The following is a 25,948-nucleotide window of genomic DNA, read 5'->3' as shown; positions in this document are numbered from 1 at the left end:
CGGGTCTGCTTACTAGGCTAACGCTGGTTGTGCCGCTGGCAGTGTTCCAGGGTCTGCGCTGACAATCGGTTCTGTAGAATAGCTCTTGTTGTTTGCATGCTGTGGCTAGGAATTGACCTAGACCGCGGACCAAATATTCCGGGTGTTTGAAGGTCTGCCGCTATATAGGCATCGAGCGTTTGCACCGATATCATGCAGCCTCTCTATATCGCGAGCCTGCATATGCTGTCGCTCTTAAAGCTTCTTGAAGATGGTCATTTCCATTCAGGGCAAGCGCTCGGTTCTCTGTTGGGAGTCAGCCGTACCGCCGTCTGGAAGCGAGTGCAGCAAGTGGAGGAGGAACTGGGCATCAGCCTCCACAAGGTGAAAGGGAAGGGCTATCGCCTTCCTTCCCCTTTGAGTTTGCTCAGCGAGGCTCTCCTGTCCGAACGGTTGAAACCTTGGCCCGTGACGGTACTGACCGAAGTCGATTCAACCAATGCCGAGGTGATGCGTCATCTGGAAAGGTCCGCCCAGCCGCCATTCTTGATTCTGGCGGAGCGTCAGACGGCAGGCCGGGGGCGCCGAGGGCGCAAATGGATCAGCCCCTTCGCAGAAAACCTCTACTACAGCCTGGCTATCCCCGTGGTGGGCGGCGCCCGCCAATTGGAAGGGTTGAGTCTGGTTGTAGGGTTGGCGGTGCTCAGGATCCTGCATGAGTGTGGGATTCGGAGAGCGGGCTTGAAGTGGCCCAATGACATCCTGGTCGCCGATAAGAAAATAGCGGGGATATTGCTTGAGCTGACTGGCGATCCGGCCGACGTCTGCAATGTCATCATCGGCATAGGCATCAACGTGAACATGGTGGCGTCCGCCGAAGCGATTGGACAACCTTGGACCTCCATGCGCGAGGAACTGGGTCAGCTCGTCTCTCGGGATCAATTGGCGTTGAAATTGAGCGAGTCCCTGCAGGGGCTATTGGAGCAGTTGAGAACTCAAGGCTTCGAGTCGCTGCGCCCTGAGTGGGAGCGACACCACCTGTGGCAACACAAGCAGGTCGATCTGGTCGCAGGTGAAAATCGAATCAATGGCGTTGCCCTCGGTATCGACGAGCGAGGCGCGCTACGCTTGGAGACCCCTCAAGGCATTTATCATTATAGTGCGGGTGAGCTGAGTCTGAGGCTGCGTGATGATTCTTGAGCTCGACTGCGGTAACAGTTTGATCAAATGGCGGGCCATCGAGGCGGTCGATGGTAGCGTCCACATGGAAGGCATCGCGGGTTCGGAGGACGAGTTATTCCACGCCCTCTCGAGCACCCGGGAGCTTCGTATTCGTCATTGCCGTCTGGTGAGTGTGCGCTCGGATGAGGAAGCTACCCAATTGGTGGCACGTCTGAAGGAGCGATTCGGTGTGGATGCCATATTGGCCTGCCCGGCAAAAGTACAGGCCGGTGTCACCAATGGCTACGAGGAGTATCAGAAGCTGGGGCTCGACCGCTGGTTGGCGATCCTGGGGGGCTATCATCTGGCAAAGCGAGCCTGCCTGGTGCTCGATCTCGGAACGGCTGTCACTTCGGATCTGGTCAATGCGCAGGGAGAGCATCTCGGCGGGTTCATCTGTCCAGGGATATTGATGATGCGCAATCAGTTGCGTACCCATACCCGGCGTATCCGCTACGACGATCGGGCGGCGGAACGCGCTCAACAGGCCTTGTCGCCTGGTCGGTCCACGGTTGAGGCGGTGGAGCGGGGCTGCTTGTTGATGTTGAGAGGTTTCGTGACTACCCAGGTGGAGTCGGCGAAGCAAATGTTTGGTGGCGAATTCGACATCTTCTTGACGGGAGGTGATGCGGTGTTGGCAAAGGAAATCCTGCCTCAGGCAAAGGTGTTGCCGGATTTAGTGTTCACAGGGCTTGCGATTGCATGTCCTCTGCCTTGAGGGTTTTATGCGCTGGTCCTTCCTGCTTCTCCTGGTTTTGAATCTTTTCTATTACGTCTGGCACCAACAGCAGGCGCCCTTGCGTACCAAGGACGTGGAATCGCTTTCCGCTCATAAAGACGCGAAGCAAGACATTCGCCTGCTCAGCGAGTCGACCCATCCAACGCGAAGAGAGGCGTCGACCGCCGAGGGTGCGGCGGAACAAGTGTGTCTGTTTTTGGGCGGCTTCGAGCGGGAGGAGGAGGCGCGCGAGGTCGAGCAGCGCCTACTCAGCCTGGATGTGCAGTCCAGGGTCCAGACAGTCGATGCGGCCGCGGGAATGGACTACTGGGTCTACCTCGCGCCTTTGGCCTCCCGGCAGGCTTCATTGCGCCAGTTGAGGGAGCTGCAAGCACGAAAGATCGACAGTTACATCATCACCCAAGGAGATCTGGCGAACGGCATCTCTCTGGGCATCTTTCCTCGTAGCGACTCGGCTGAGAGCGTCATGCAGCGTTTGCACGATGCAGGTTACGAGCCACTGATGCGCGAACTGTCGCGGGCGCATCGTAGTTTCTGGGTCAGAGTGGCTCCAGAGAGCCGTCGTTTGGCGGATGATGCGCTGCTCGGGCAATTGACCCAGCAATTCAAAGATTTGCAGCATCAATTAATGCCATGCGAAAGCGTTGCATCCTCTCGCTAGTTTGACTAGAATGGCGCCCGCTTCGCGGTACTGCTGATTTTCGTAGTTTTGTGAGGCGGCTGTCAAAATAGCTAAGCTCAGGTTTTTAATGAGAAAATGCTTGACAGTAGGGTGGCATGAAATGAAAATGCCGCCTCCTTTTGGAGGGATTCCCGAGTGGCCAAAGGGATCAGACTGTAAATCTGACGTCATAGACTTCGAAGGTTCGAATCCTTCTCCCTCCACCAGTTTAAAAGCGTGAGCTTCGGGCTCCGCGGGTATAGTTCAGTGGTAGAACCTCAGCCTTCCAAGCTGATGATGCGGGTTCGATTCCCGCTACCCGCTCCAAGTTCGATGTTCGGGCAATAGGTTTCGCTCATGTAGCTCAGTTGGTAGAGCACACCCTTGGTAAGGGTGAGGTCAGCGGTTCAAATCCGCTCATGAGCTCCATTACACGCAAAGGCAGATATGAAGATATCTGCCTTTGTTTTAATGGTGGCGTGACTCGCTCAATTCCATGATGGGGGACGGTCTCGATGGCAAAGGAAAAGTTTGAACGTAACAAGCCGCACGTCAACGTTGGCACCATCGGTCACGTCGACCATGGCAAAACCACGCTGACCGCTGCGCTGACCAAAGTGTGTTCCGAGACCTGGGGCGGCGCCGCTCGTGCGTTCGACCAGATCGACAATGCACCGGAAGAGAAGGCGCGCGGTATCACCATCAACACCTCCCACGTTGAGTACGATTCCGCCACTCGCCACTACGCGCACGTTGATTGCCCGGGCCACGCTGACTATGTGAAGAACATGATCACCGGTGCTGCCCAGATGGACGGTGCGATCCTGGTTTGCTCCGCTGCCGACGGCCCGATGCCGCAGACTCGCGAGCACATCTTGCTGTCCCGTCAGGTAGGTGTTCCCTTCATCGTCGTGTTCCTGAACAAGGCCGACATGGTGGATGACGCCGAACTGCTGGAACTGGTCGAGATGGAAGTTCGCGACCTGCTGAACACTTACGACTTCCCGGGCGACGACACGCCGATCGTGATCGGTTCCGCGCTGATGGCGTTGAACGGTCAGGACGACAACGAAATGGGCGTCAGCGCCGTTCGTAAGCTGGTTGAGACCCTGGACAGCTACATCCCGCAACCGGAGCGCGCGATCGACAAGCCGTTCCTGATGCCGATCGAAGATGTGTTCTCGATCTCGGGTCGTGGCACCGTGGTGACCGGTCGTGTCGAGCGCGGCATCGTCAAGATCCAGGAAGAAGTGGAGATCGTCGGTATCAAGGCGACCACCAAGACTACCTGCACTGGCGTCGAGATGTTCCGCAAGCTGCTCGACGAAGGTCGTGCCGGCGAGAACGTGGGTGTGCTGCTGCGCGGTACCAAGCGTGAAGACGTCGAGCGTGGCCAGGTTCTGGCCAAGCCGGGCACCATCAAGCCGCACACCAAGTTCGAATGCGAAGTGTACGTGCTGAGCAAGGAAGAAGGCGGTCGTCACACTCCGTTCTTCAAAGGCTATCGCCCGCAGTTCTACTTCCGGACCACCGACGTGACCGGTAACTGCGAGCTGCCCGAAGGCGTGGAAATGGTGATGCCGGGCGACAACATCAAGATGGTTGTCACCCTGATCGCTCCGATCGCGATGGAAGAAGGTCTGCGCTTCGCGATTCGCGAAGGCGGCCGTACCGTCGGCGCCGGCGTGGTTGCCAAGATCGTCGAGTAATCGATTGATCTTGATTCGTCGGGCCGGCATAATGGCCGGCCTGACTTCAGTTACAGGCCAGTAGCTCAATTGGCAGAGCGGCGGTCTCCAAAACCGCAGGTTGGGGGTTCGATTCCCTCCTGGCCTGCCAGATTTCAGGTCAAGTGAAGTCTGGCATTTCTCCAACAGGATCCATGCTGATGAATGCCAAGGCTGAAGCCAAAAATACCCGCTTCGATGCGCTGAAGTGGCTCGCGGTGGTTGTTCTTGTCGCGGTCGGCGTGGTCGGTAATCAGTATTTTTCTGCTGAGCCGATCCTGTATCGCGTCCTTGCTCTTCTGGTCTTGGCTTTGATTGCAGGCTTCATCGTTCTGCAAACGGCGAAAGGTCAGGCGTTTTTCGTGTTGGCCAAAGAGGCCCGCACCGAGATTCGCAAAGTAGTCTGGCCCACTCGCCAAGAAACCACGCAGACCACGCTGATCGTCGTGGCTGTTGTTTTGGTCATGTCGCTGCTGTTGTGGGGTTTAGATTCCCTGCTCGGTTGGCTTGTTTCGTTGATTGTTGGTCGATAGGTGCGCCGTGGCTAAGCGTTGGTACGTTGTGCATGCTTACTCGGGTTATGAGAAGCATGTCATGCGCTCGTTGATTGAGCGCGTCAAGCTTGCCGGAATGGAAGATGGGTTCGGCGAAATTCTGGTCCCCACTGAAGAAGTGGTGGAGATGCGTAACGGTCAGAAGCGCAAAAGCGAGCGCAAGTTCTTCCCCGGCTACGTGCTGGTGCAGATGGAGATGAACGAGGGGACTTGGCACTTGGTCAAGGATACGCCTCGCGTCATGGGTTTCATTGGTGGTACGGCCGACAAGCCTGCGCCTATCACTGATAAAGAAGCCGACGCCATTCTTCGTCGTGTCGCCGACAGTGGTGACAAGCCGAAGCCGAAGACGTTGTTCGAGCCGGGCGAAACCGTTCGAGTCATCGATGGGCCGTTCGCGGACTTCAACGGCGTGGTCGAAGAAGTCAATTACGAAAAGAGCCGGATCCAGGTGGCTGTGCTCATTTTCGGTCGCTCCACCCCGGTGGAGCTGGAGTTCAGCCAGGTCGAGAAGGCATAGCTGACAAAAGCATCTCATACCCCGCAGCCGCTGGTTGCGGGGTTTTTGCGTCATTGGGATAAACGCGAAAGCAACCGGGGAGCCGTCAGGCGTCCGTACCCGTAACTGGAGTAGCAAATGGCTAAGAAGATTCAGGCTTACATCAAGCTGCAAGTGAAGGCCGCTCAGGCCAACCCGTCGCCGCCGGTCGGCCCTGCTTTGGGTCAGCACGGCGTGAACATCATGGAGTTCTGCAAGGCGTTCAACGCCAGGACCCAAGGCATGGAGCCGGGCCTGCCGACTCCGGTGATCATCACCGTTTACAGCGACCGCAGCTTCACGTTCGAAACCAAAAGTACCCCCGCCTCCGTTCTGTTGAAGAAGGCTGCTGGTATCCAAAGCGGTTCGGCGCGCCCGAATACCCAGAAAGTCGGCACCGTGACCCGTGCTCAGCTGGAAGAGATCGCCAAGACCAAGAATGCCGATCTGACCGCCGCTGATCTCGACGCGGCCGTGCGTACCATCGCCGGCTCCGCGCGGAGCATGGGCCTGACCGTGGAGGGTGTGTAAATGGCTAAGTTGACCAAGCGCCAGAAGGCGATCGCCGAGAAGATCGAGGCGGGCAAGCAATACGGTTTCGAGGATGCCGCCAAGCTGTTGGCCGAGCTCTCGACCATCAAGTTCAAGGAATCGGTCGATATTTCGATCAACCTGGGCGTCGATCCGCGTAAATCCGACCAGGTCGTGCGTGGCGCCACCGTGCTGCCGAACGGCACCGGCAAAAGCGTTCGCGTCGCTGTGTTCACCCAGGGTCCTGGTGCCGAAGCCGCTCTCGCTGCGGGCGCCGATCGCGTTGGCATGGACGAGCTGGCTGCCGAGATGAAAGGCGGCGATCTGAGCTATGACGTCGTCATCGCTTCCCCGGACGCCATGCGCGTCGTCGGTCAGTTGGGTCAGATCCTCGGTCCGCGCGGCCTGATGCCCAACCCGAAGGTCGGTACCGTCACTCCCGACGTGGCCACTGCCGTGAAGAACGCCAAGGCCGGTCAGGTGCGTTTCCGTACCGACAAGAACGGCATCATCCACGCTTCCGTCGGCAAGATCGATTTCGAACCGGTCAAGCTGAAGCAGAACGTCGAAGCCTTGCTTTCCGACCTGAAGCGTCTGAAGCCTTCCACTTCGAAAGGCATCTATGTGCAGCGCGTGACCCTGAGCAGCACCATGGGTCCGGGCCTGCAGATCGATCAGGCTTCGCTGGACGCGTAACGAATCTGGCGTAGCGCACTCCGCTACGCCGCACTATTGGGGTCCCTGCCTGGCGGGGGCTATCCAAGACCGTAGGCGGCGCGAGCCTTAAAAGACAAGCCTACGCAGATGGTGCTCCCGATTCGTTATCGAATCAGACACCAAAGCCGTCCGGCTCCGGCTGGACGAAACGGTAACATCCAGGAGTAAACCCGTGGCAATTAAACTCGAAGACAAGAAGGCCATCGTCGCTGAAGTCAACGAGGCTGCCCAGGCTGCCCTTTCCGCTGTCGTGGCCGATGCCCGTGGCGTGACTGTGGGCGCCATGACCGGACTCCGTAAAGAGGCCCGTGCGGCCGGTGTGTACGTGCGAGTCGTGCGTAACACCCTGCTGCGCCGCGCCGTTGAAGGCACTTCCTATGAAGTGCTCAACGACGTGTTCAAAGGCCCGACCCTGATCGCCTTTTCCACCGAGCATCCCGGCGCCGCCGCCCGGATCTTCAAGGATTTCGCCAAGGGTCAGGATAAGTTCGAGATCAAGGCAGCCGCGTTCGAGGGCAAACTGATCGCAGCCAACCAAATCGACGTACTGGCTACCCTGCCGACCTACGACGAAGCGGTTTCTCAGCTGATGAGTGTGATCCAAGGCGCGACCAGCAAGCTGGCACGCACCCTCGCCGCCATTCGCGACCAGAAGGAAGCCGCTGCCGCCTGAGGCGCTCGGTAAGTTCTGTTCACATCAATTCAGGCGGCCCGCGGGCTGCCAAACGTACAGGAAATTAGAGTCATGGCTCTGAGCAACGAAGACATCATCAACGCCGTATCCGAAATGTCCGTCATGCAAGTGGTGGAACTGATCAAGGCGATGGAAGAGAAATTCGGCGTGACCGCCGCTGCTGCTGCCGCCGCTGGCCCGGCTGCCGCCGCTGCCGTCGTCGAAGAGCAAACCGAGTTCACCATCATGTTGACCGAAGCCGGCGACAAGAAAGTGAACGTGATCAAGGTCGTGCGCGAGCTGACCGGTCTGGGCCTGAAAGAAGCCAAGGCAGTGGTCGACGGTGCACCGGGCGTGGTCAAGGAAGGCGTCTCGAAAGAAGAAGCCGAATCCGCGAAGAAAGCCCTGGAAGAAGCTGGCGCCAAAGTCGAGCTCAAGTAAGCGACGACCTTGCGTCTACAGCCTGAGCGTCACGCGAAAGGCTGATGGCTGGTGGCTCATGCCACCGGCCTTTTTCCGTTATAGGCAAGCCGACGAAACGGCTTGCCTATAACGGAATCACCACCTCTAAGGGGTGGCGCAAACCAAGGGGTTTGCACGATTTTCTGGCTGCTTCCGTCGGGAGGAGCCAAACAAGCAGGTGACCAAGCTGGGGAACGCTGATGGCTTACTCATACACTGAGAAAAAACGTATCCGCAAAGACTTTAGCAAGTTGCCGGATGTCATGGATGTGCCCTACCTCCTGGCCATCCAGCTGGATTCGTATCGCGAATTCCTGCAGGCGGGGGCGAGCAAAGATCAGTTCCGCGACATCGGCCTGCATGCGGCCTTCAAATCTGTTTTCCCGATCATCAGCTACTCCGGCAACGCCGCTCTGGAATATGTCGGTTATCGCCTCGGCGAGCCGGCATTCGATGTCAAGGAGTGCGTGCTGCGCGGTGTGACCTTCGCCGTGCCGCTGCGGGTCAAGGTGCGCCTGATCATTTTCGACAAAGAATCGTCGAACAAAGCGATCAAGGACATCAAGGAGCAGGAAGTCTACATGGGGGAAATTCCCCTGATGACCGAGAACGGTACCTTCATCATCAACGGTACCGAGCGCGTCATCGTTTCCCAGCTGCACCGCTCGCCGGGCGTGTTCTTCGACCACGACCGCGGCAAGACCCACAGCTCCGGCAAACTGCTGTACTCGGCGCGGATCATTCCCTACCGCGGGTCCTGGCTCGACTTCGAGTTCGATCCGAAGGACGCGGTATTCGTCCGTATCGACCGTCGCCGCAAATTGCCGGCGTCCGTGTTGCTGCGCGCGTTGGGCTATAGCACCGAGGAAGTGCTCAACGCCTTCTATGCGACCAACGTTTTCCATGTCAAAGGCGAGTCCCTGAGCCTGGAGCTGGTGCCCCAGCGCCTGCGCGGCGAGATCGCGGTCTTCGACATCAAGGACGAGAAAGGCAAGGTCATCGTTGAGCAGGGCCGCCGTATCACCGCGCGCCACATCAACCAGCTCGACAAGTCCGGCATCAAAGAGCTGGAAGTTCCGCTCGACTACCTGCTGGGTCGCACCACGGCCAAGGCCATCGTGCACCCGGCGACCGGCGAGATCATCGCGGAGTGCAACACCGAGCTGACCACCGAGCTGCTGGCCAAGGTCGCCAAGTCGCAGGTCGTGCGCATCGAGACGCTGTACACCAACGACATCGATTGCGGTCCGTTCATCTCCGACACGCTGAAGATCGATTCGACCAGCAACCAGCTGGAAGCCCTGGTCGAGATCTACCGGATGATGCGTCCCGGCGAGCCGCCGACCAAGGAAGCCGCCGAGACCCTGTTCAACAACCTGTTCTTCAGCGCCGAACGCTACGACCTGTCCGCCGTGGGCCGGATGAAGTTCAACCGGCGTATCGGGCGCACCGAGATCGAAGGTTCGGGTGTGCTGAGCAAAGAGGACATCGTCGAGGTGCTGAAGACCCTCGTCGACATCCGTAACGGCAAGGGCATCGTCGACGACATCGACCACCTGGGTAACCGCCGCGTGCGTTGCGTCGGCGAGATGGCCGAAAACCAGTTCCGCGTGGGCCTGGTGCGTGTCGAACGCGCGGTCAAGGAACGCCTGTCGATGGCGGAAAGCGAAGGCCTGATGCCTCAGGACCTGATCAACGCCAAGCCAGTGGCCGCGGCGATCAAGGAGTTCTTCGGCTCCAGCCAGCTTTCGCAGTTCATGGACCAGAACAACCCGCTGTCCGAGATCACCCACAAGCGCCGTGTCTCCGCACTTGGCCCAGGTGGCTTGACCCGTGAGCGCGCCGGCTTCGAAGTCCGCGACGTACACCCGACCCACTACGGTCGCGTGTGCCCGATCGAAACGCCGGAAGGTCCGAACATCGGCCTGATCAACTCCCTGGCCGCCTATGCCCGCACCAACCAGTACGGCTTCCTGGAAAGCCCGTACCGCGTGGTGAAAGACGGCAAGGTGACCGACGAAATCGTCTTCCTCTCGGCGATCGAAGAGGCCGATCACGTGATCGCCCAGGCTTCGGCGACCCTCAACGAGAAAGGCGAGCTGATCGACGAGCTGGTGGCCGTACGTCACCTGAACGAGTTCACCGTCAAGGCGCCGGAAGACGTCACCCTGATGGACGTGTCGCCGAAGCAGGTCGTCTCGGTCGCCGCTTCGTTGATCCCGTTCCTCGAGCACGACGACGCCAACCGTGCGTTAATGGGCTCGAACATGCAGCGCCAGGCGGTTCCGACCCTGCGTTCGGACAAGCCGCTGGTGGGTACCGGCATGGAGCGCAACGTGGCGCGCGACTCCGGCGTCTGCGTCGTGGCTCGCCGTGGCGGCGTGATCGACTCGGTGGATGCCGGGCGGATCGTGGTGCGCGTGGTGGATGCGGAAGTCGAGACCGGTGAAGCCGGCGTCGACATCTACAACCTGACCAAGTACACCCGCTCCAACCAGAACACCTGCATCAACCAGCGTCCCCTGGTGCAGAAGGGCGACAAGGTGTCCCGTGGCGACATCCTGGCCGATGGTCCTTCCACCGACATGGGTGAGCTGGCCCTGGGCCAGAACATGCGCGTCGCGTTCATGCCCTGGAACGGCTACAACTTCGAAGACTCCATCCTCCTCTCGGAGCGTGTGGTCCAGGAAGATCGCTTCACCACCATCCACATCCAGGAACTGACCTGTGTGGCCCGGGACACCAAGCTCGGCCCAGAGGAAATCACCGCGGATATCCCCAACGTTGGCGAAGCCGCGTTGAACAAGCTGGACGAGGCGGGCATCGTGTATGTCGGCGCCGAAGTCCTGGCGGGCGACATCCTGGTCGGCAAGGTCACCCCGAAAGGAGAGACCCAACTGACGCCGGAAGAGAAACTGCTGCGTGCGATCTTCGGTGAGAAGGCGTCCGACGTTAAGGACACCTCCCTGCGCGTGCCGACTGGCACCAAGGGCACCGTCATCGACGTACAGGTCTTCACTCGCGATGGCGTCGAGCGCGACTCCCGTGCCCTGTCCATCGAGAAGATGCAACTCGACGAGATCCGCAAGGACCTCAATGAAGAGTTCCGCATCGTCGAGGGCGCCACCTTCGAGCGTCTGCGTTCCGCTCTGGTCGGAGCCAAGGCAGAAGGCGGCGTCGGCCTGAAGAAAGGCACCGAGATCGACGATGCTTTCCTCGACGGCCTCGAGCACGGCCAGTGGTTCAAGCTGCGCATGAGCGACGACGCCCTGAACGAGCAGTTGGAGAAGGCCCAGGCCTACCTCTCCGATCGCCGTCAGCTGCTCGACGACAAGTTCGAAGACAAGAAGCGCAAGCTGCAGCAGGGCGACGACCTGGCACCGGGCGTGCTGAAGATCGTCAAGGTCTACCTCGCCATCAAGCGCCGCATCCAGCCGGGCGACAAGATGGCCGGTCGCCACGGTAACAAGGGTGTGGTCTCGGTGATCATGCCGGTCGAAGACATGCCGCACGATGCCAATGGCACGCCGGTCGACATCGTCCTCAACCCGCTGGGCGTGCCTTCGCGGATGAACGTCGGGCAGATCCTCGAAACCCACCTGGGCCTCGCGGCCAAGGGGCTGGGCGAGAAGATCAACCGCATGCTCGAGGAGCAGCGCAAGGTCGCGGAACTGCGCAAGTTCCTGCACCAGATCTATAACGAAGTGGGTGGCCGCCAGGAGAGCCTGGACGACCTGAGCGATCAGGAAATCCTCGCCCTGGCGAACAACTTGCGCGCGGGCGTCCCCATGGCCACCCCGGTGTTCGACGGTGCCAAGGAACGCGAGATCAAGGCCATGCTGAAACTGGCGGACCTGCCGGAAAGCGGCCAGATGCGCCTGTTCGACGGCCGTACCGGCAACCAGTTCGAGCGCCCGACCACGGTCGGCTATATGTACATGCTCAAGCTGAACCACTTGGTCGACGACAAGATGCACGCCCGCTCCACCGGCTCCTACAGCCTGGTTACCCAGCAACCGCTGGGCGGCAAGGCGCAGTTCGGGGGTCAGCGCTTCGGGGAGATGGAGGTGTGGGCGCTGGAAGCCTACGGCGCCGCCTATACCCTGCAGGAAATGCTGACCGTGAAGTCGGACGACGTGAACGGCCGGACCAAGATGTACAAGAACATCGTGGACGGCGATCACCGCATGGAGGCCGGCATGCCGGAGTCCTTCAACGTGCTGATCAAAGAGATCCGCTCGCTCGGCATCGACATCGAACTGGAAACCGAATAACACGTGACCCCACGGGCCCGGCCGCTGCTGCGGTCGGGCCTGGTCCGTGAGGAGGAAAGGCCTTGAAAGACTTGCTGAATCTGTTGAAAAACCAGGGTCAACTCGAAGAGTTCGATGCCATCCGTATCGGTCTGGCCTCGCCCGAGATGATCCGCTCCTGGTCCTTCGGTGAAGTGAAGAAGCCGGAGACCATCAACTACCGTACCTTCAAGCCGGAGCGCGATGGCCTGTTCTGCGCCAAGATCTTCGGCCCGGTGAAGGACTACGAATGCCTGTGCGGTAAGTACAAGCGCCTCAAGCACCGCGGCGTGATCTGCGAGAAGTGCGGCGTCGAAGTCGCCCTGGCCAAGGTGCGCCGCGAGCGCATGGGCCACATCGAGCTGGCTTCGCCGGTCGCCCACATCTGGTTCCTCAAGTCGCTGCCGTCGCGTATCGGCCTGCTGCTGGACATGACCCTGCGTGACATCGAGCGCGTGCTCTATTTCGAGAGCTACGTCGTGATCGATCCGGGCATGACCACCCTGGAAAAAGGCCAGCTGCTGAACGACGAACAGTACTTCGAGGCCCTCGAAGAATTCGGCGACGATTTCGACGCGCGCATGGGCGCCGAAGCCGTGCGCGAGCTGCTCAACGCGATCGACCTGGAGCACGAGATCGGCCGCCTGCGCGAAGAGATTCCGCAGACCAACTCGGAAACCAAGATCAAGAAGCTGTCCAAGCGACTCAAACTCATGGAGGCCTTCCAGGGTTCCGGCAACCATCCCGAGTGGATGGTGCTGACCGTGCTGCCGGTGCTGCCGCCGGACTTGCGTCCGCTGGTGCCGCTGGACGGTGGCCGTTTCGCCACCTCCGACCTGAACGACCTGTATCGTCGGGTGATCAACCGTAACAACCGCTTGAAGCGCCTGCTGGACCTGGCCGCGCCGGACATCATCGTGCGCAACGAGAAGCGCATGTTGCAGGAAGCGGTCGACGCCCTGCTGGACAACGGTCGCCGTGGTCGCGCCATCACCGGCTCGAACAAGCGTCCGTTGAAGTCCCTGGCCGACATGATCAAGGGCAAGCAAGGTCGTTTCCGTCAGAACCTGCTCGGTAAGCGCGTGGACTACTCCGGTCGTTCCGTGATCACCGTGGGCCCGACTCTGCGCCTGCATCAGTGCGGTCTGCCGAAGAAGATGGCCCTGGAGCTGTTCAAGCCGTTCATCTTCGGCAAGCTGGAAATGCGTGGTCTGGCGACCACCATCAAGGCCGCCAAGAAGATGGTCGAGCGCGAGCTGCCGGAAGTCTGGGACGTGCTCGCCGAAGTGATTCGCGAACATCCCGTGCTGCTCAACCGTGCGCCGACCCTCCACCGTCTGGGTATCCAGGCGTTCGAGCCGGTGCTGATCGAAGGCAAGGCCATCCAGCTGCACCCGCTGGTCTGCGCCGCGTACAACGCCGACTTCGACGGCGACCAGATGGCCGTTCACGTGCCACTGACGCTGGAAGCCCAGCTCGAAGCGCGCGCGCTGATGATGTCGACCAACAACATCCTCTCGCCGGCCAACGGTGAGCCGATCATCGTGCCGTCCCAGGACGTGGTCCTGGGTCTGTACTACATGACCCGCGAGGCGATCAACGCCAAGGGTGAAGGTCGCGTGTTCGCCGACCTGCAGGAAGTCGACCGCGTGTTCCGCGCCGGCGAGGCGTCCCTGCACGCCCGCGTGAAAGTGCGGATCAACGAGACCATCAACGAGAAGGACGGCAGCGTCACCAAGAACACCCGCATCGTCGACACCACTGTCGGCCGCGCGCTGTTGTTCCAGGTGGTTCCGGCCGGCCTGCCGTACGACGTGGTCAACCAGCCGATGAAGAAAAAGGCGATCTCCAAGCTGATCAACCACTGCTACCGCGTGGTGGGTCTGAAGGACACCGTCATCTTCGCCGACCAGCTGATGTACACCGGTTTCGCCTACTCGACGATTTCCGGCGTGTCCATCGGGGTGAACGACTTCGTGATCCCGGACGAGAAGGCGCGGATCATCGACGCCGCCACCGAGGAAGTGAAGGAGATCGAGAGCCAGTACGCCTCCGGCCTGGTCACCCAGGGCGAGAAGTACAACAAGGTGATCGACCTTTGGTCCAAGGCCAACGACGAAGTGTCCAAGGCGATGATGGCCAACCTCTCGAAAGAGAAGGTCATCGACCGCGACGGCAAGGAAGTCGATCAGGAGTCCTTCAACTCCATGTACATGATGGCCGACTCCGGTGCCCGGGGTTCCGCCGCCCAGATCCGTCAGCTCGCCGGTATGCGTGGCCTGATGGCCAAGCCGGACGGCTCGATCATCGAGACGCCGATCACCGCGAACTTCCGTGAAGGCCTGAACGTACTCCAGTACTTCATCTCCACCCACGGTGCGCGTAAGGGTTTGGCGGATACCGCGTTGAAGACCGCGAACTCCGGTTACCTGACCCGTCGCCTGGTCGACGTGGCCCAGGACCTGGTCGTGACTGAGATCGACTGCGGCACCGAACATGGCCTGCTGATGACCCCGCACATCGAAGGCGGCGACGTGGTCGAGCCTCTCGGCGAGCGCGTGCTCGGCCGTGTGATCGCCCGCGACGTGTTCAAGCCGGGCAGCGACGAAGTCATCGTTCCGGCCGGTACCCTGGTCGACGAGCAGTGGGTCGAGTTCATCGAGCGCAACACCATCGACGAAGTGATCGTGCGGTCGCCGATCAGCTGCGAAACCCGCTATGGCATCTGCGCCAAGTGCTACGGCCGCGATCTGGCCCGTGGGCACCAGGTGAACATCGGTGAAGCGGTCGGCGTCATCGCCGCCCAGTCCATCGGTGAGCCGGGTACCCAGCTGACCATGCGGACCTTCCACATCGGTGGTGCCGCCAGCCGGACCTCCGCGGCGGACAACGTCCAGGTCAAGAACGGTGGCGTGATCCGCCTGCACAACCTGAAGCACGTCGAGCGTCTGGACGGCAACCTGGTGGCGGTCTCCCGCTCCGGCGAGCTGGCGATCGCCGACGACTTCGGTCGCGAGCGCGAGCGCTACAAGCTGCCCTATGGTGCGGTGATCTCGGTCAAGGAAGGCGACAAGGTCGAAGCGGGCGCCATCGTTGCCAAGTGGGATCCGCACACCCACCCGATCGTGACCGAAATGAAGGGTATCGTGACCTTCGTCGGCATGGAGGAGGGCATCACCATCAAGCGCCAGACCGACGAACTGACCGGTCTGACCAACATCGAAGTGCTGGATCCGAAGGACCGCCCGGCCGCCGGCAAGGACATCCGTCCGGCCGTGAAGATGGTCGACGCGAGCGGCAAGGAACTGCTGCTGCCGGGCACCGACGTGCCGGCGCAGTACTTCCTGCCGGCGAACGCCCTGGTCGGCGTGGCCGACGGCGTCGAGGTGGGTGTGGGTGACGTCATCGCGCGTATCCCGCAGGAAACCTCGAAGACCCGTGACATCACCGGTGGTCTGCCGCGCGTGGCCGACCTGTTCGAAGCGCGTCGTCCGAAGGAGCCGTCGATCCTGGCGGAAATCAGCGGCACGATTTCCTTCGGCAAGGAAACCAAGGGCAAGCGTCGCCTGGTGATCACGCCGACCGATGGCAGCGATCCGTACGAGGAGCTGATTCCGAAGTGGCGCCACCTCAACGTCTTCGAAGGCGAACAGGTGAACCGCGGCGAAGTGATTTCCGATGGTCCGAGCAACCCGCACGACATCCTGCGTTTGCTGGGCGTCAGCGCGCTGGCCAAGTACATCGTCAACGAGATCCAGGACGTGTACCGCCTGCAGGGCGTGAAGATCAACGACAAGCACATCGAGACCATCCTGCGGCAGATGCTGCGCAAGGTCGAAGTGACCGAGTCCGGGGATTCCAGCTTCATCAAGGGCGACCAGATGGAACTGACCCAGGTGCTGGAAGAGAACGAGCGTCTCAGCGGCGACGATCGCTTTATCGCGAAGTTCGACCGCGTGTTGCTCGGCATCACCAAGGCCTCGCTGTCGACCGAGTCGTTCATCTCCGCGGCGTCCTTCCAGGAGACCACTCGCGTCCTCACCGAGGCGGCGGTCACCGGCAAGCGCGACTACCTGCGTGGCCTGAAGGAAAACGTGGTGGTGGGTCGCTTGATCCCGGCCGGTACCGGTCTGGCCTATCACAGCGAGCGCAAGCGTCGCCGTGAAGTCGACAAGCCGGTGCGCGTCAGCGCCAGCGAAGTCGAAGCGGCGCTCACCGAGGCGTTGAACTCCAGCGGTAATTGAGTGCGAGGCCCGGGCGACTTTCGCCCGGGCCTCGCCTTGACTGGGCGCTACAGTCTCTTTAGACTCATGCACCCCTAAATTTGGCAGGGCATAACGCTCTGCCATTTTGCTTTCCTTGTAAGGCAATAGCGTCGAAAGACAACAGTGGAGCGTATAGATGGCAACGATCAACCAGCTGGTACGTCAGCCGCGCAAGCGTGTCGTCGAGAAATCCGACGTCCCCGCGCTGCAGAACTGCCCGCAACGTCGTGGCGTGTGCACCCGTGTGTACACCACCACGCCGAAGAAACCGAACTCGGCACTGCGTAAAGTCTGCCGCGTACGTTTGACCAACGGCTTCGAAGTCACTTCCTACATCGGCGGTGAAGGCCATAACCTGCAAGAGCACAGCGTCGTGCTGATCCGTGGCGGTCGTGTAAAAGACCTTCCCGGCGTGCGCTACCACACTGTGCGCGGTTCGCTGGACACCTCGGGTGTCAAAGGCCGTAACCAGGGCCGTTCGAAGTACGGTACCAAGCGTCCGAAGTAATACGTTGCATCCTATTTATTTGAGTCGATAAGAGTAAGGTCGGGCATGGCCGTAGCGTCAGCGTCCCGAGCTACCTGAAGACCGTTTTGAGGGCTTATCAATGCCAAGACGTCGTGTAGCAGCCAAGCGCGAGATCCTTGACGATCCGAAGTACGGAAGTCTGATCCTCGCCAAATTCATGAACCACGTGATGGAAAGCGGCAAGAAGGCCGTGGCCGAGCGCATCGTTTACGGTGCTCTGGACAAGGTCAAGGAACGCAAGAACAGCGATCCCCTGGAACTCTTCGAGAAAGCTCTCGACGCCATCGCTCCGCTGGTCGAAGTGAAGTCCCGCCGCGTAGGTGGTGCGACTTACCAGGTTCCGGTCGAAGTTCGTCCGTCCCGCCGCAATGCCCTGGCCATGCGTTGGTTGGTTGACTCGGCGCGCAAGCGCGGCGAGAAATCCATGGCTCTGCGTCTCGCTGGCGAACTGCTGGATGCCGCGGAAGGCAAGGGCGCCGCCGTGAAGAAGCGTGAAGACGTGCACCGCATGGCCGAAGCCAACAAGGCCTTCTCGCACTACCGTTTCTAAGTCCGGCGTTCCATAACTTTGCGAGGGCTTTATGGCTCGTACTACACCGATTAACCGCTACCGTAACATCGGTATCGTCGCCCACGTGGATGCTGGCAAGACCACTACCACCGAGCGCGTCCTTTTTTACACTGGCGTAAACCACAAAATGGGCGAGGTGCATGATGGCGCCGCGACCATGGACTGGATGGTGCAGGAGCAGGAGCGTGGTATCACCATCACCTCCGCTGCCACCACGGCCTTCTGGGCCGGCTCCGAGAAGCAGTTCGAAAAACACCGCTTCAACATCATCGACACCCCCGGCCACGTTGACTTCACCATCGAAGTAGAGCGTTCGCTGCGCGTGCTCGACGGTGCCGTCGTCGTGTTCTGCGGTACTTCGGGCGTCGAGCCCCAGTCGGAAACCGTATGGCGTCAAGCCAACAAATACGGCGTCCCACGTCTCGTCTACGTCAACAAGATGGACCGTGCCGGTGCGAACTTCCTCCGGGTCGTCGGTCAGATCAAGCAGCGCCTGGGTCACACCCCGGTGCCGATCCAGTTGGCCATCGGCGCAGAAGATAACTTCCAGGGTCAGATCGATCTGATCAAGATGAAGGCTATCTACTGGAACGACGACGACAAGGGCATGACCTTCCGCGAGGAAGAGATTCCTGCCGAGCTCCAAGAGCTCGCCGAAGAGTGGCGCAGCAACATGGTCGAGGCGGCCGCCGAGGCCACCGAAGAGCTGATGAACAAGTATCTCGAGGGTGAAGAACTCACCGTTGCCGAGATCAAGTCCGCTCTGCGTCAGCGCACCATCGCCGGCGAAATCGTGCTGGCCGTCTGCGGTTCTTCCTTCAAGAACAAGGGCGTGCCCCTGGTTCTCGATGCCGTCATCGATTACCTGCCTGCTCCGGTCGACATTCCAGCGATCAAGGGCACTGACATCGACGACGAGACCGTCGAGATGGAGCGTCACGCCGACGACGCCGAGCCCTTCTCCGCGCTCGCGTTCAAGATCGCTACCGATCCGTTCGTGGGTACTCTGACCTTCGCCCGCGTGTATTCCGGCGTCCTGAACTCCGGCGACGGCGTTCTGAACTCGGTCAAGGGCAAGAAGGAGCGCGTTGGTCGTATGGTGCAGATGCATGCGAACAGCCGCGAAGAGATCAAGGAAGTTCGTGCTGGCGACATCGCCGCCCTGATCGGCATGAAGGACGTCACCACCGGTGACACCCTGTGCTCTCAGGAAAAGCCGATCATCCTGGTTCGGATGGATTTCCCGGAGCCGGTTATCTCGGTGGCTGTCGAGCCGAAAACCAAGGACGACCAGGAAAAGATGGGCATCGCCCTGGGCAAGCTCGCTCAGGAAGATCCCTCGTTCCGCGTCAAGACCGACGAAGAGACCGGCCAGACCATCATCTCCGGCATGGGCGAGTTGCACCTGGACATCCTGGTCGACCGCATGCGTCGCGAGTTCAACGTCGAAGCCAACATCGGCAAGCCGCAGGTTTCTTATCGTGAGAAAATCACGAAGTCTTGCGAGATCGAAGGCAAGTTCGTTCGCCAGTCCGGCGGTCGTGGTCAGTTCGGTCATTGCTGGGTCCGCTTCGCGCCTGCTGACGAAGGCCAGGAAGGTCTGCAGTTCGTCAACGAAGTCGTGGGTGGTGTGATTCCGAAGGAATACATTCCGGCCATCCAGAAGGGCATCGAAGAGCAGATGAAGAACGGCGTCGTTGCCGGTTATCCGCTCATCGGCCTGAAGGCGACCGTGTTCGACGGTTCCTACCACGACGTCGACTCCAACGAGATGGCGTTCAAGGTAGCCGCTTCCATGGCGACCAAGCAGCTCTCCCAGAAGGGTGGTGCTGTAGTGCTCGAGCCGATCATGAAGGTCGAGGTGGTGACGCCTGAGGATTACATGGGCGACGTGATGGGTGACCTGAACCGTCGTCGCGGTCTGATCCAGGGTATGGAAGATACGGTTTCCGGTAAGGTGATTCGTGCCGAGGTCCCGTTGGGTGAGATGTTCGGTTATGCGACCGATGTCCGCTCCATGTCCCAGGGTCGCGCGAGCTACTCCATGGAATTCTCGAAGTACTCCGAGGCGCCGACGAACATCGTCGAAGCCATTGTCAAAAAACAAGGTTGATTCAGCCCTTTAAGTAAGAGGTTTACTGTCGTGGCTAAAGAGAAATTTGAACGTAACAAGCCGCACGTCAACGTTGGCACCATCGGTCACGTCGACCATGGCAAAACCACGCTGACCGCTGCGCTGACCAAAGTGTGTTCCGAGACCTGGGGCGGCGCCGCTCGTGCGTTCGACCAGATCGACAACGCACCGGAAGAGAAGGCGCGCGGTATCACCATCAACACCTCCCACGTTGAGTACGATTCCGCCACTCGCCACTACGCGCACGTCGATTGCCCGGGCCACGCTGACTATGTGAAGAACATGATCACCGGTGCTGCCCAGATGGACGGTGCGATCCTGGTTTGCTCCGCTGCCGACGGCCCGATGCCGCAGACTCGCGAGCACATCCTGCTGTCCCGTCAGGTAGGTGTTCCCTTCATCGTCGTGTTCCTGAACAAGGCCGACATGGTGGACGACGCCGAACTGCTGGAGCTGGTCGAGATGGAAGTTCGCGACCTGCTGAACACCTACGACTTCCCGGGCGACGACACGCCGATCGTGATCGGTTCCGCGCTGATGGCGTTGAACGGTCAGGATGACAACGAAATGGGCGTCAGCGCCGTTCGTAAGCTGGTTGAGACCCTGGACAGCTACATCCCGCAACCGGAGCGCGCGATCGACAAGCCGTTCCTGATGCCGATCGAAGACGTGTTCTCGATCTCGGGTCGTGGCACCGTGGTGACCGGTCGTGTCGAGCGCGGTATCGTCAAGATCCAGGAAGAAGTGGAGATCGTCGGTATCAAGGCGACCACCAAGACTACCTGCACTGGCGTCGAGATGTTCCGCAAGCTGCTCGACGAAGGTCGTGCCGGCGAGAACGTGGGCGTGCTGCTGCGCGGTACCAAGCGTGAAGACGTCGAGCGTGGCCAGGTTCTGGCCAAGCCGGGCACCATCAAGCCGCACACCAAGTTCGAATGCGAAGTGTACGTGCTGAGCAAGGAAGAAGGCGGTCGTCACACTCCGTTCTTCAAAGGCTACCGCCCGCAGTTCTACTTCCGGACCACCGACGTGACCGGTAACTGCGAGCTACCCGAAGGCGTGGAAATGGTGATGCCGGGCGACAACATCAAGATGGTTGTCACCCTGATCGCTCCGATCGCGATGGAAGAAGGTCTGCGCTTCGCGATTCGCGAAGGCGGCCGTACCGTCGGCGCCGGCGTGGTTGCCAAGATCGTCGAGTAATCGACGAGCGATGGAAAAGGCCCTTCGGGGCCTTTTTCTATTGGTTGATCAAATATTGACACCCTCTGAGGGCATCCGTACAATTGCGCCTCCTTTTATCGGGCGTATTGCGCTCGAGGGGAATGGCAACTTGGAGTCTGAGGCAAATGCAAAACCAACAAATCCGTATCCGGTTGAAGGCTTTTGACCATCGCCTGATCGATCAGTCTACCCAGGAAATCGTGGAAACCGCGAAGCGTACTGGGGCTCAAGTGCGTGGTCCGATTCCTTTGCCTACTCGCAAGGAACGCTTCACGATTCTGACCTCCCCGCACGTCAACAAAGACGCGCGCGATCAGTACGAAATCCGTACCCACAAGCGTGTGTTGGACATCGTCCAGCCGACCGACAAGACCGTCGATGCGCTGATGAAGCTTGATCTTGCAGCCGGTGTGGAAGTGCAGATCAGCCTCGGCTGAAATCCTTCGGGGTTTTAGTCGTGTAACGCTCTGAAATGGGCGGCCATAGCGGGTGAAAGCCCCGTACACTCATGAGGTTTACAACATGACTATTGGTGTAGTCGGTCGTAAATGCGGCATGACCCGCATTTTTACCGAAGAAGGTGTCTCTATTCCGGTTACGGTCATTGAGATCGAGCCGAATCGTGTCACCCAGTTCAAAAGCGAAGAGAGCGATGGCTATCGCGCCGTACAGGTTACTGTCGGCGAACGTCGCGCCTCCCGCGTGACCAAGGCGCAAGCCGGTCACTTCGCGAAAGCCAGCGTCGCTGCAGGTCGCAGCGTTTGGGAATTCCGCCTTGAAGACGGGGAATACAAAGCTGGCGATCAACTCACTGCCGAGTTGTTCCAGGCAGGGCAACTGGTGGACGTCACTGGTCAGTCCAAGGGTAAAGGCTTCGCCGGTACCATCAAGCGCTGGAATTTCCGTGGTCAAGACAACACCCACGGTAACTCGGTTTCCCACCGTGTCCCGGGCTCCATCGGCCAGTGCCAGACTCCTGGTCGTGTCTTCAAGGGCAAGAAAATGTCCGGTCATATGGGCGCTGAGCGCGTGACCGTGCAGTCCCTGGAAGTTGTGCGCGTCGATGCCGAACGTAATCTGCTGCTGGTCAAGGGTGCCGTTCCCGGCGCTACCGGCGGCGATGTCGTCGTGCGTCCGGCTGCCAAGGCTCGCGGTTAAGGGGGGATGCTGAGATGCAATTAAATGTAAATGGCGCTCAGGCGATCGAAGTTTCCGAAGCTACCTTTGGTGGCGAATTCAACGAGACCCTGGTTCACCAAGCCGTCGTGGCTTACATGGCTGGTGGCCGTCAAGGCACTCGCGCACAGAAGACCCGTTCCGAAGTTCGTGGCGGCGGCAAGAAGCCCTGGCGTCAGAAGGGTACTGGCCGTGCGCGTGCCGGTACCATCCGTAGCCCCATCTGGCGTTCCGGTGGCACCACCTTCGCTGCCAAGCCGCAGGATCATGCGCAGAAGCTCAACAAGAAGATGTATCGCGCAGCACTGCGCTCCATCCTCGCCGAGCTGGTGCGTCAGGATCGTCTGGTCGTAGTGCCCGAGTTCGCGGTGGATGCACCGAAAACCAAGGCTTTGCTGGGCAAGCTGGGTGATATGGGCCTGACTGACGTGCTGATCGTTTCCGACGCCGTTGACCAGAATCTGTATCTGGCTGCACGCAACCTGCCGCACGTTGATGTTCGCGACGTCCAGGGTTCCGATCCCGTCAGCCTGATCGCCTACGACAAGGTGTTGATCACCGTGTCTGCCGTGAAGAAATTCGAGGAGCTGCTGGGATGAACCAGGAACGCGTATTCAAAGTGCTGCTGGGCCCGCATATCTCCGAGAAGGCGACGGTCCTGGCGGATGGCAAGAGCCAATTCGTTTTCAAGGTTGCCACCGATGCAACCAAGCTGGAAATCAAGAAGGCGGTAGAAAGCCTGTTCAGCGTGAAAGTCGCCGGTGTCAGTACCTTGAACGTCAAGGGCAAGACCAAGCGCACTGCTCGCGGCCTGGGCAAGCGTAACGACTGGAAGAAAGCGTACATCGCCCTCCAGCCGGGCCAAGATCTCGATTTCGCCAGCAGCGCTGAGTAAAGGGGTGCATCATGGCAATCGTTAAATGCAAACCGACTTCCGCTGGCCGCCGTTTCGTGGTCAAGGTCGTCAACAAAGACCTGCACAAAGGTGCTCCTTACGCTCCGTTGGTCGAGAAGAAATCCAAGACCGGTGGCCGTAACAACAATGGTCGCATCACCACCCGTCATATCGGTGGTGGTCACAAGCAGCACTATCGTCTGGTCGACTTCCGCCGCAACAAGGATGGCATTCCTGCCGTCGTCGAGCGCGTGGAGTACGATCCGAACCGCACCGCGCATATCGCTCTGTTGAGATACGCCGACGGCGAGCGCCGCTACATCATCGCGCCGAAGGGTGTGGTAGCCGGCGATCAGCTGGTTTCGGGCGCTGGCGCTCCGATCAAGGCTGGCAACAGCCTGCCGCTGCGTAACATCCCGGTCGGTAGCACCGTTCACGGGATCGAGTTGAAACCCGGCAAAGGCGCGCAGATCGCTCGCTCGGCCGGTGCTTCCGCTCAGTTGGTCGCGCGTGAAGGCGTCTACGTGACGCTGCGTCTGCGCTCCGGCGAGATGCGCAAGGTTCTGGCCGAGTGCCGTGCAACCTTGGGCGAAGTCTCGAACTCCGAGCACAGCCTGCGTTCGCTGGGTAAAGCCGGTGCCAAGCGCTGGCGTGGTGTTCGCCCGACCGTTCGCGGCGTGGCGATGAACCCGGTTGACCACCCGCATGGTGGTGGTGAAGGTCGTACCTCTGGTGGCCGTCATCCGGTGTCTCCATGGGGCTTCCCGACCAAGGGCGCGAAGACCCGTGCGAACAAGCGCACCGATAACATGATCGTCCGTCGCCGCAAGTAAATAGAGGGATACGACAGTGCCGCGTTCTCTGAAAAAAGGTCCGTTTATTGATCTTCACCTACTGAAGAAGATCGAAGTGGCGGTGGAAAAGAACGATCGCAAACCGGTTAAGACCTGGTCGCGCCGTTCCATCGTTCTGCCGCAAATGGTCGGTCTGACCATCGCTGTACACAATGGCCGTCAACACGTCCCCGTTCTGGTGAACGAAGACATGGTCGGTCACAAACTGGGCGAGTTCGCCGGTACCCGCACTTATCGTGGGCACGCGGCGGATAAGAAAGCCAAGCGTTAAGGGGTAAGGAAAGATGGAAGTAGCCGCTAAGCTGTCGGGCGCTCGCATCTCCGCCCAGAAAGCCCGCTTGGTCGCCGACCAGATCCGCGGGAAGAAGGTGGGCGAAGCGCTCAACCTCCTGGCTTTCAGCAGTAAGAAAGCCGCCGAGATCATGAAAAAAGTGCTGGAGTCGGCCGTTGCCAACGCCGAGCACAACGAAGGCGCTGACGTGGACGACCTCAAGGTTTCCACGGTCTTCGTCAACGAGGGGCGTTCGCTGAAGCGCATCATGCCGCGTGCCAAAGGCCGCGCTGATCGCATCGTCAAGCGGTCTTGCCATATCACTGTCAAGGTTGCGGACAAGTAACGGAGTCGTTCAGATGGGTCAGAAAGTACATCCCACTGGCATTCGCCTGGGAATCGTCAAGGAGCACACCTCCGTTTGGTACGCAGATAAACGCACCTATGCGGATTACCTGTTCGCCGACCTGAAGGTCCGTGAGTATCTCCAAGACAAATTAAAAAGCGCGTCCGTCAGCCGTATCGATATCCATCGTCCGGCTCAAACAGCACGTATCACCATCCACACCGCTCGTCCCGGCATCGTGATCGGCAAGAAAGGTGAAGATGTTGAGAAGCTGCGTCAGGACCTGACCAAACAGATGGGTGTGCCCGTGCACATCAACATCGAAGAAATCCGCCGTCCCGAGCTCGACGGCATGCTGGTTGCGCAAAGCGTGGCTCAGCAGCTTGAGCGTCGTGTGATGTTCCGCCGTGCCATGAAACGTGCCGTGCAGAACGCCATGCGTATTGGTGCCAAAGGCATCAAGATCCAGGTAAGCGGTCGTTTGGGCGGTGCTGAAATCGCTCGTACCGAGTGGTATCGCGAAGGTCGTGTGCCTCTGCACACCTTGCGTGCCGATATCGACTATGCAACCTACGAAGCGCACACCACCTACGGTGTGATCGGTGTGAAGGTTTGGATCTTCAAAGGCGAGGTCATTGGTGGCCGCCAGGAAGAACTGAAGCCGGTAGCGCCCGCGCCTCGTAAAAAAGCTGCTAAGTAAGGAGTACGCACATGCTGCAACCTAAGCGTACGAAGTTCCGCAAGCAAATGACCGGCCACAACCGTGGCCTGGCTCAGCGCGGTAGCAAAGTCAGCTTCGGCGAATTTGCTCTGAAAGCTGTTGCTCGTGGCCGTCTGACCGCACGCCAGATCGAGGCCGCCCGTCGTGCCTTGACCCGTCACGTCAAGCGTGGCGGCAAGATCTGGATTCGTGTGTTCCCCGACAAGCCTGTCACCAAGAAGCCCCTCGAAGTTCGGATGGGTAAAGGTAAGGGTGGCGTCGAGTACTGGGTAGCCCAGATTCAGCCGGGCAAGGTCCTGTACGAGATCGAGGGTGTTTCCGAAGAGCTGGCGCGTGAGGCATTCGCCCTGGCTGCTGCAAAGCTGCCGCTCGCCACCTCCTTTGTTAAGCGGACGGTGATGTGATGAAAGCGAATGAACTTCGTGAGAAATCGGCGCAACAGCTGAGCGAGCAATTGCTCGGCCTGCTGCGCGACCAGTTCAATCTGCGCATGCAGAAAGCGACTGGCCAGTTGGGGCAGTCTCACCTGCTCTCGCAAGTTAAGCGTGACATCGCTCGCGTGAAGACTGTGCTCAACCAGCAGGCAGGTAAGTGATCATGGCTGAAGCTGAGAAAACCGTCCGTACGCTGACTGGCCGTGTCGTCAGCGACAAGATGGACAAAACCATCACCGTGCTGATCGAGCGTCGCGTCAAGCACCCGATCTACGGTAAGTACGTGAAGCGTTCGACCAAGTTGCACGCCCACGACGAGACCAACCAATGCCGCACTGGTGACCTGGTCACCATCCGCGAGACTCGTCCGCTGGCTAAAACCAAGGCTTGGGCCCTGGTGGAAGTCGTCGAGCGCGCCGTTGTAGTTTGAGGTG

At 59.8% G+C, this 25,948-nt stretch carries 27 protein-coding genes and 4 tRNA genes; all 31 read left to right on the top strand.

Annotated features, from left to right (window positions below; all coding sequences use genetic code 11):
- Positions 1-222 precede the first annotated feature (222 nt).
- The 31 genes from birA (at position 223) to rpsQ (ending at position 25,944) form a co-directional block, all read left to right on the top strand.
- Positions 223-1,179, top strand: a complete 957-nt coding sequence (birA, locus tag OGL92_RS19755; RefSeq protein WP_263146972.1) for a bifunctional biotin--[acetyl-CoA-carboxylase] ligase/biotin operon repressor BirA — start codon at positions 223-225, stop codon at positions 1,177-1,179.
- The gene (locus OGL92_RS19750; RefSeq protein ID WP_263146969.1) at positions 1,169-1,918 is read left to right on the top strand and encodes a pantothenate kinase; all 750 of its coding nucleotides are present in this window, start codon (positions 1,169-1,171) and stop codon (positions 1,916-1,918) included. The genes birA and OGL92_RS19750 overlap by 11 nt, the downstream gene beginning before the upstream one ends.
- 7 nt (positions 1,919-1,925) lie before the next feature.
- The gene (locus OGL92_RS19745) at positions 1,926-2,600 is read left to right on the top strand and encodes an SPOR domain-containing protein (RefSeq protein ID WP_263146967.1); all 675 of its coding nucleotides are present in this window, start codon (positions 1,926-1,928) and stop codon (positions 2,598-2,600) included.
- Between the two features lie 142 nt (positions 2,601-2,742).
- Positions 2,743-2,827 (top strand) — tRNA-Tyr (locus OGL92_RS19740).
- Between the two features lie 26 nt (positions 2,828-2,853).
- Positions 2,854-2,927 (top strand) — tRNA-Gly (locus tag OGL92_RS19735).
- A gap of 26 nt (positions 2,928-2,953) precedes the next feature.
- Positions 2,954-3,029: transfer RNA gene (locus tag OGL92_RS19730), tRNA-Thr, on the top strand.
- Positions 3,030-3,115: 86 nt separating this feature from the next.
- Complete coding sequence (tuf, locus tag OGL92_RS19725; protein WP_263146937.1) at positions 3,116-4,309, top strand: elongation factor Tu; 1,194 nt, start codon at positions 3,116-3,118, stop codon at positions 4,307-4,309.
- Positions 4,310-4,363: 54 nt separating this feature from the next.
- Positions 4,364-4,439 (top strand) — tRNA-Trp (locus tag OGL92_RS19720).
- A 49-nt stretch (positions 4,440-4,488) separates the two neighbouring features.
- Positions 4,489-4,860 carry a preprotein translocase subunit SecE gene (secE, locus tag OGL92_RS19715; RefSeq protein ID WP_263146964.1) on the top strand — a complete coding sequence of 124 codons (372 nt, stop codon included), beginning with the start codon at positions 4,489-4,491 and terminating at the stop codon, positions 4,858-4,860.
- Between the two features lie 7 nt (positions 4,861-4,867).
- Positions 4,868-5,401: a transcription termination/antitermination protein NusG gene (gene nusG / locus OGL92_RS19710; RefSeq protein ID WP_263146960.1), complete on the top strand. Its 534-nt coding sequence runs from the start codon at positions 4,868-4,870 to the stop codon at positions 5,399-5,401.
- 117 nt (positions 5,402-5,518) lie between these two features.
- Positions 5,519-5,950 (top strand): 50S ribosomal protein L11, encoded by a 432-nt coding sequence (gene rplK / locus OGL92_RS19705; protein WP_263146957.1) that lies wholly within the window; start codon positions 5,519-5,521, stop codon positions 5,948-5,950.
- Positions 5,951-6,646 carry a 50S ribosomal protein L1 gene (gene rplA, locus OGL92_RS19700; protein ID WP_263146955.1) on the top strand — a complete coding sequence of 232 codons (696 nt, stop codon included), beginning with the start codon at positions 5,951-5,953 and terminating at the stop codon, positions 6,644-6,646. It abuts the gene before it with no gap.
- Between the two features lie 193 nt (positions 6,647-6,839).
- Positions 6,840-7,340 carry a 50S ribosomal protein L10 gene (gene rplJ, locus OGL92_RS19695; protein ID WP_263146953.1) on the top strand — a complete coding sequence of 167 codons (501 nt, stop codon included), beginning with the start codon at positions 6,840-6,842 and terminating at the stop codon, positions 7,338-7,340.
- Positions 7,341-7,412: 72 nt separating this feature from the next.
- Positions 7,413-7,781, top strand: a complete 369-nt coding sequence (gene rplL / locus OGL92_RS19690) for a 50S ribosomal protein L7/L12 (RefSeq protein ID WP_263146950.1) — start codon at positions 7,413-7,415, stop codon at positions 7,779-7,781.
- 221 nt (positions 7,782-8,002) lie between these two features.
- Complete coding sequence (rpoB, locus tag OGL92_RS19685; RefSeq protein WP_263146947.1) at positions 8,003-12,076, top strand: DNA-directed RNA polymerase subunit beta; 4,074 nt, start codon at positions 8,003-8,005, stop codon at positions 12,074-12,076.
- Between the two features lie 62 nt (positions 12,077-12,138).
- Positions 12,139-16,338 carry a DNA-directed RNA polymerase subunit beta' gene (gene rpoC / locus OGL92_RS19680; RefSeq protein WP_263146945.1) on the top strand — a complete coding sequence of 1,400 codons (4,200 nt, stop codon included), beginning with the start codon at positions 12,139-12,141 and terminating at the stop codon, positions 16,336-16,338.
- Between the two features lie 157 nt (positions 16,339-16,495).
- On the top strand, positions 16,496-16,867 hold the full coding sequence (gene rpsL, locus OGL92_RS19675) for a 30S ribosomal protein S12 (protein ID WP_143490117.1): 372 nt from the start codon (positions 16,496-16,498) through the stop codon (positions 16,865-16,867).
- Between the two features lie 100 nt (positions 16,868-16,967).
- A complete protein-coding gene (gene rpsG / locus OGL92_RS19670; RefSeq protein WP_143490118.1) occupies positions 16,968-17,438 on the top strand; it encodes a 30S ribosomal protein S7 in 471 nt (156 codons plus the stop codon).
- Positions 17,439-17,469: 31 nt separating this feature from the next.
- A complete protein-coding gene (gene fusA / locus OGL92_RS19665; RefSeq protein ID WP_263146940.1) occupies positions 17,470-19,572 on the top strand; it encodes an elongation factor G in 2,103 nt (700 codons plus the stop codon).
- 30 nt (positions 19,573-19,602) lie between these two features.
- On the top strand, positions 19,603-20,796 hold the full coding sequence (gene tuf / locus OGL92_RS19660) for an elongation factor Tu (protein WP_263146937.1): 1,194 nt from the start codon (positions 19,603-19,605) through the stop codon (positions 20,794-20,796).
- A 146-nt stretch (positions 20,797-20,942) separates the two neighbouring features.
- Positions 20,943-21,254 (top strand): 30S ribosomal protein S10, encoded by a 312-nt coding sequence (rpsJ, locus tag OGL92_RS19655; protein WP_263146935.1) that lies wholly within the window; start codon positions 20,943-20,945, stop codon positions 21,252-21,254.
- An 85-nt stretch (positions 21,255-21,339) separates the two neighbouring features.
- On the top strand, positions 21,340-21,975 hold the full coding sequence (gene rplC / locus OGL92_RS19650) for a 50S ribosomal protein L3 (RefSeq protein WP_263146934.1): 636 nt from the start codon (positions 21,340-21,342) through the stop codon (positions 21,973-21,975).
- Between the two features lie 14 nt (positions 21,976-21,989).
- Complete coding sequence (gene rplD, locus OGL92_RS19645) at positions 21,990-22,592, top strand: 50S ribosomal protein L4 (RefSeq protein WP_263146932.1); 603 nt, start codon at positions 21,990-21,992, stop codon at positions 22,590-22,592.
- The gene (rplW, locus tag OGL92_RS19640; protein WP_143490122.1) at positions 22,589-22,888 is read left to right on the top strand and encodes a 50S ribosomal protein L23; all 300 of its coding nucleotides are present in this window, start codon (positions 22,589-22,591) and stop codon (positions 22,886-22,888) included. Before rplD ends, rplW begins: the two co-directional genes overlap by 4 nt.
- An 11-nt stretch (positions 22,889-22,899) precedes the next feature.
- Positions 22,900-23,721: a 50S ribosomal protein L2 gene (gene rplB / locus OGL92_RS19635; RefSeq protein WP_263146928.1), complete on the top strand. Its 822-nt coding sequence runs from the start codon at positions 22,900-22,902 to the stop codon at positions 23,719-23,721.
- A gap of 16 nt (positions 23,722-23,737) precedes the next feature.
- Entirely contained in the window at positions 23,738-24,013 is a 276-nt protein-coding gene (gene rpsS / locus OGL92_RS19630) for a 30S ribosomal protein S19 (RefSeq protein WP_263146921.1), read from the top strand.
- 13 nt (positions 24,014-24,026) lie between these two features.
- Complete coding sequence (gene rplV, locus OGL92_RS19625; RefSeq protein ID WP_003103908.1) at positions 24,027-24,359, top strand: 50S ribosomal protein L22; 333 nt, start codon at positions 24,027-24,029, stop codon at positions 24,357-24,359.
- A gap of 13 nt (positions 24,360-24,372) precedes the next feature.
- Positions 24,373-25,059 (top strand): 30S ribosomal protein S3, encoded by a 687-nt coding sequence (rpsC, locus tag OGL92_RS19620; protein WP_143490125.1) that lies wholly within the window; start codon positions 24,373-24,375, stop codon positions 25,057-25,059.
- 11 nt (positions 25,060-25,070) lie between these two features.
- Positions 25,071-25,484: a 50S ribosomal protein L16 gene (rplP, locus tag OGL92_RS19615; RefSeq protein WP_111261956.1), complete on the top strand. Its 414-nt coding sequence runs from the start codon at positions 25,071-25,073 to the stop codon at positions 25,482-25,484.
- Positions 25,484-25,675 (top strand): 50S ribosomal protein L29, encoded by a 192-nt coding sequence (gene rpmC, locus OGL92_RS19610; protein WP_057433756.1) that lies wholly within the window; start codon positions 25,484-25,486, stop codon positions 25,673-25,675. The genes rplP and rpmC overlap by 1 nt, the downstream gene beginning before the upstream one ends.
- 2 nt (positions 25,676-25,677) lie before the next feature.
- Complete coding sequence (gene rpsQ, locus OGL92_RS19605; RefSeq protein WP_263146911.1) at positions 25,678-25,944, top strand: 30S ribosomal protein S17; 267 nt, start codon at positions 25,678-25,680, stop codon at positions 25,942-25,944.
- Positions 25,945-25,948 lie beyond the last annotated feature (4 nt).

It is taken from the genome of Pseudomonas sp. RIT-PI-AD, assembly GCF_025642785.1.
Classification (GTDB): Bacteria; Pseudomonadota; Gammaproteobacteria; order Pseudomonadales; family Pseudomonadaceae; genus Pseudomonas_T.
This window is presented reverse-complemented; position numbering and strand designations above follow the sequence as displayed.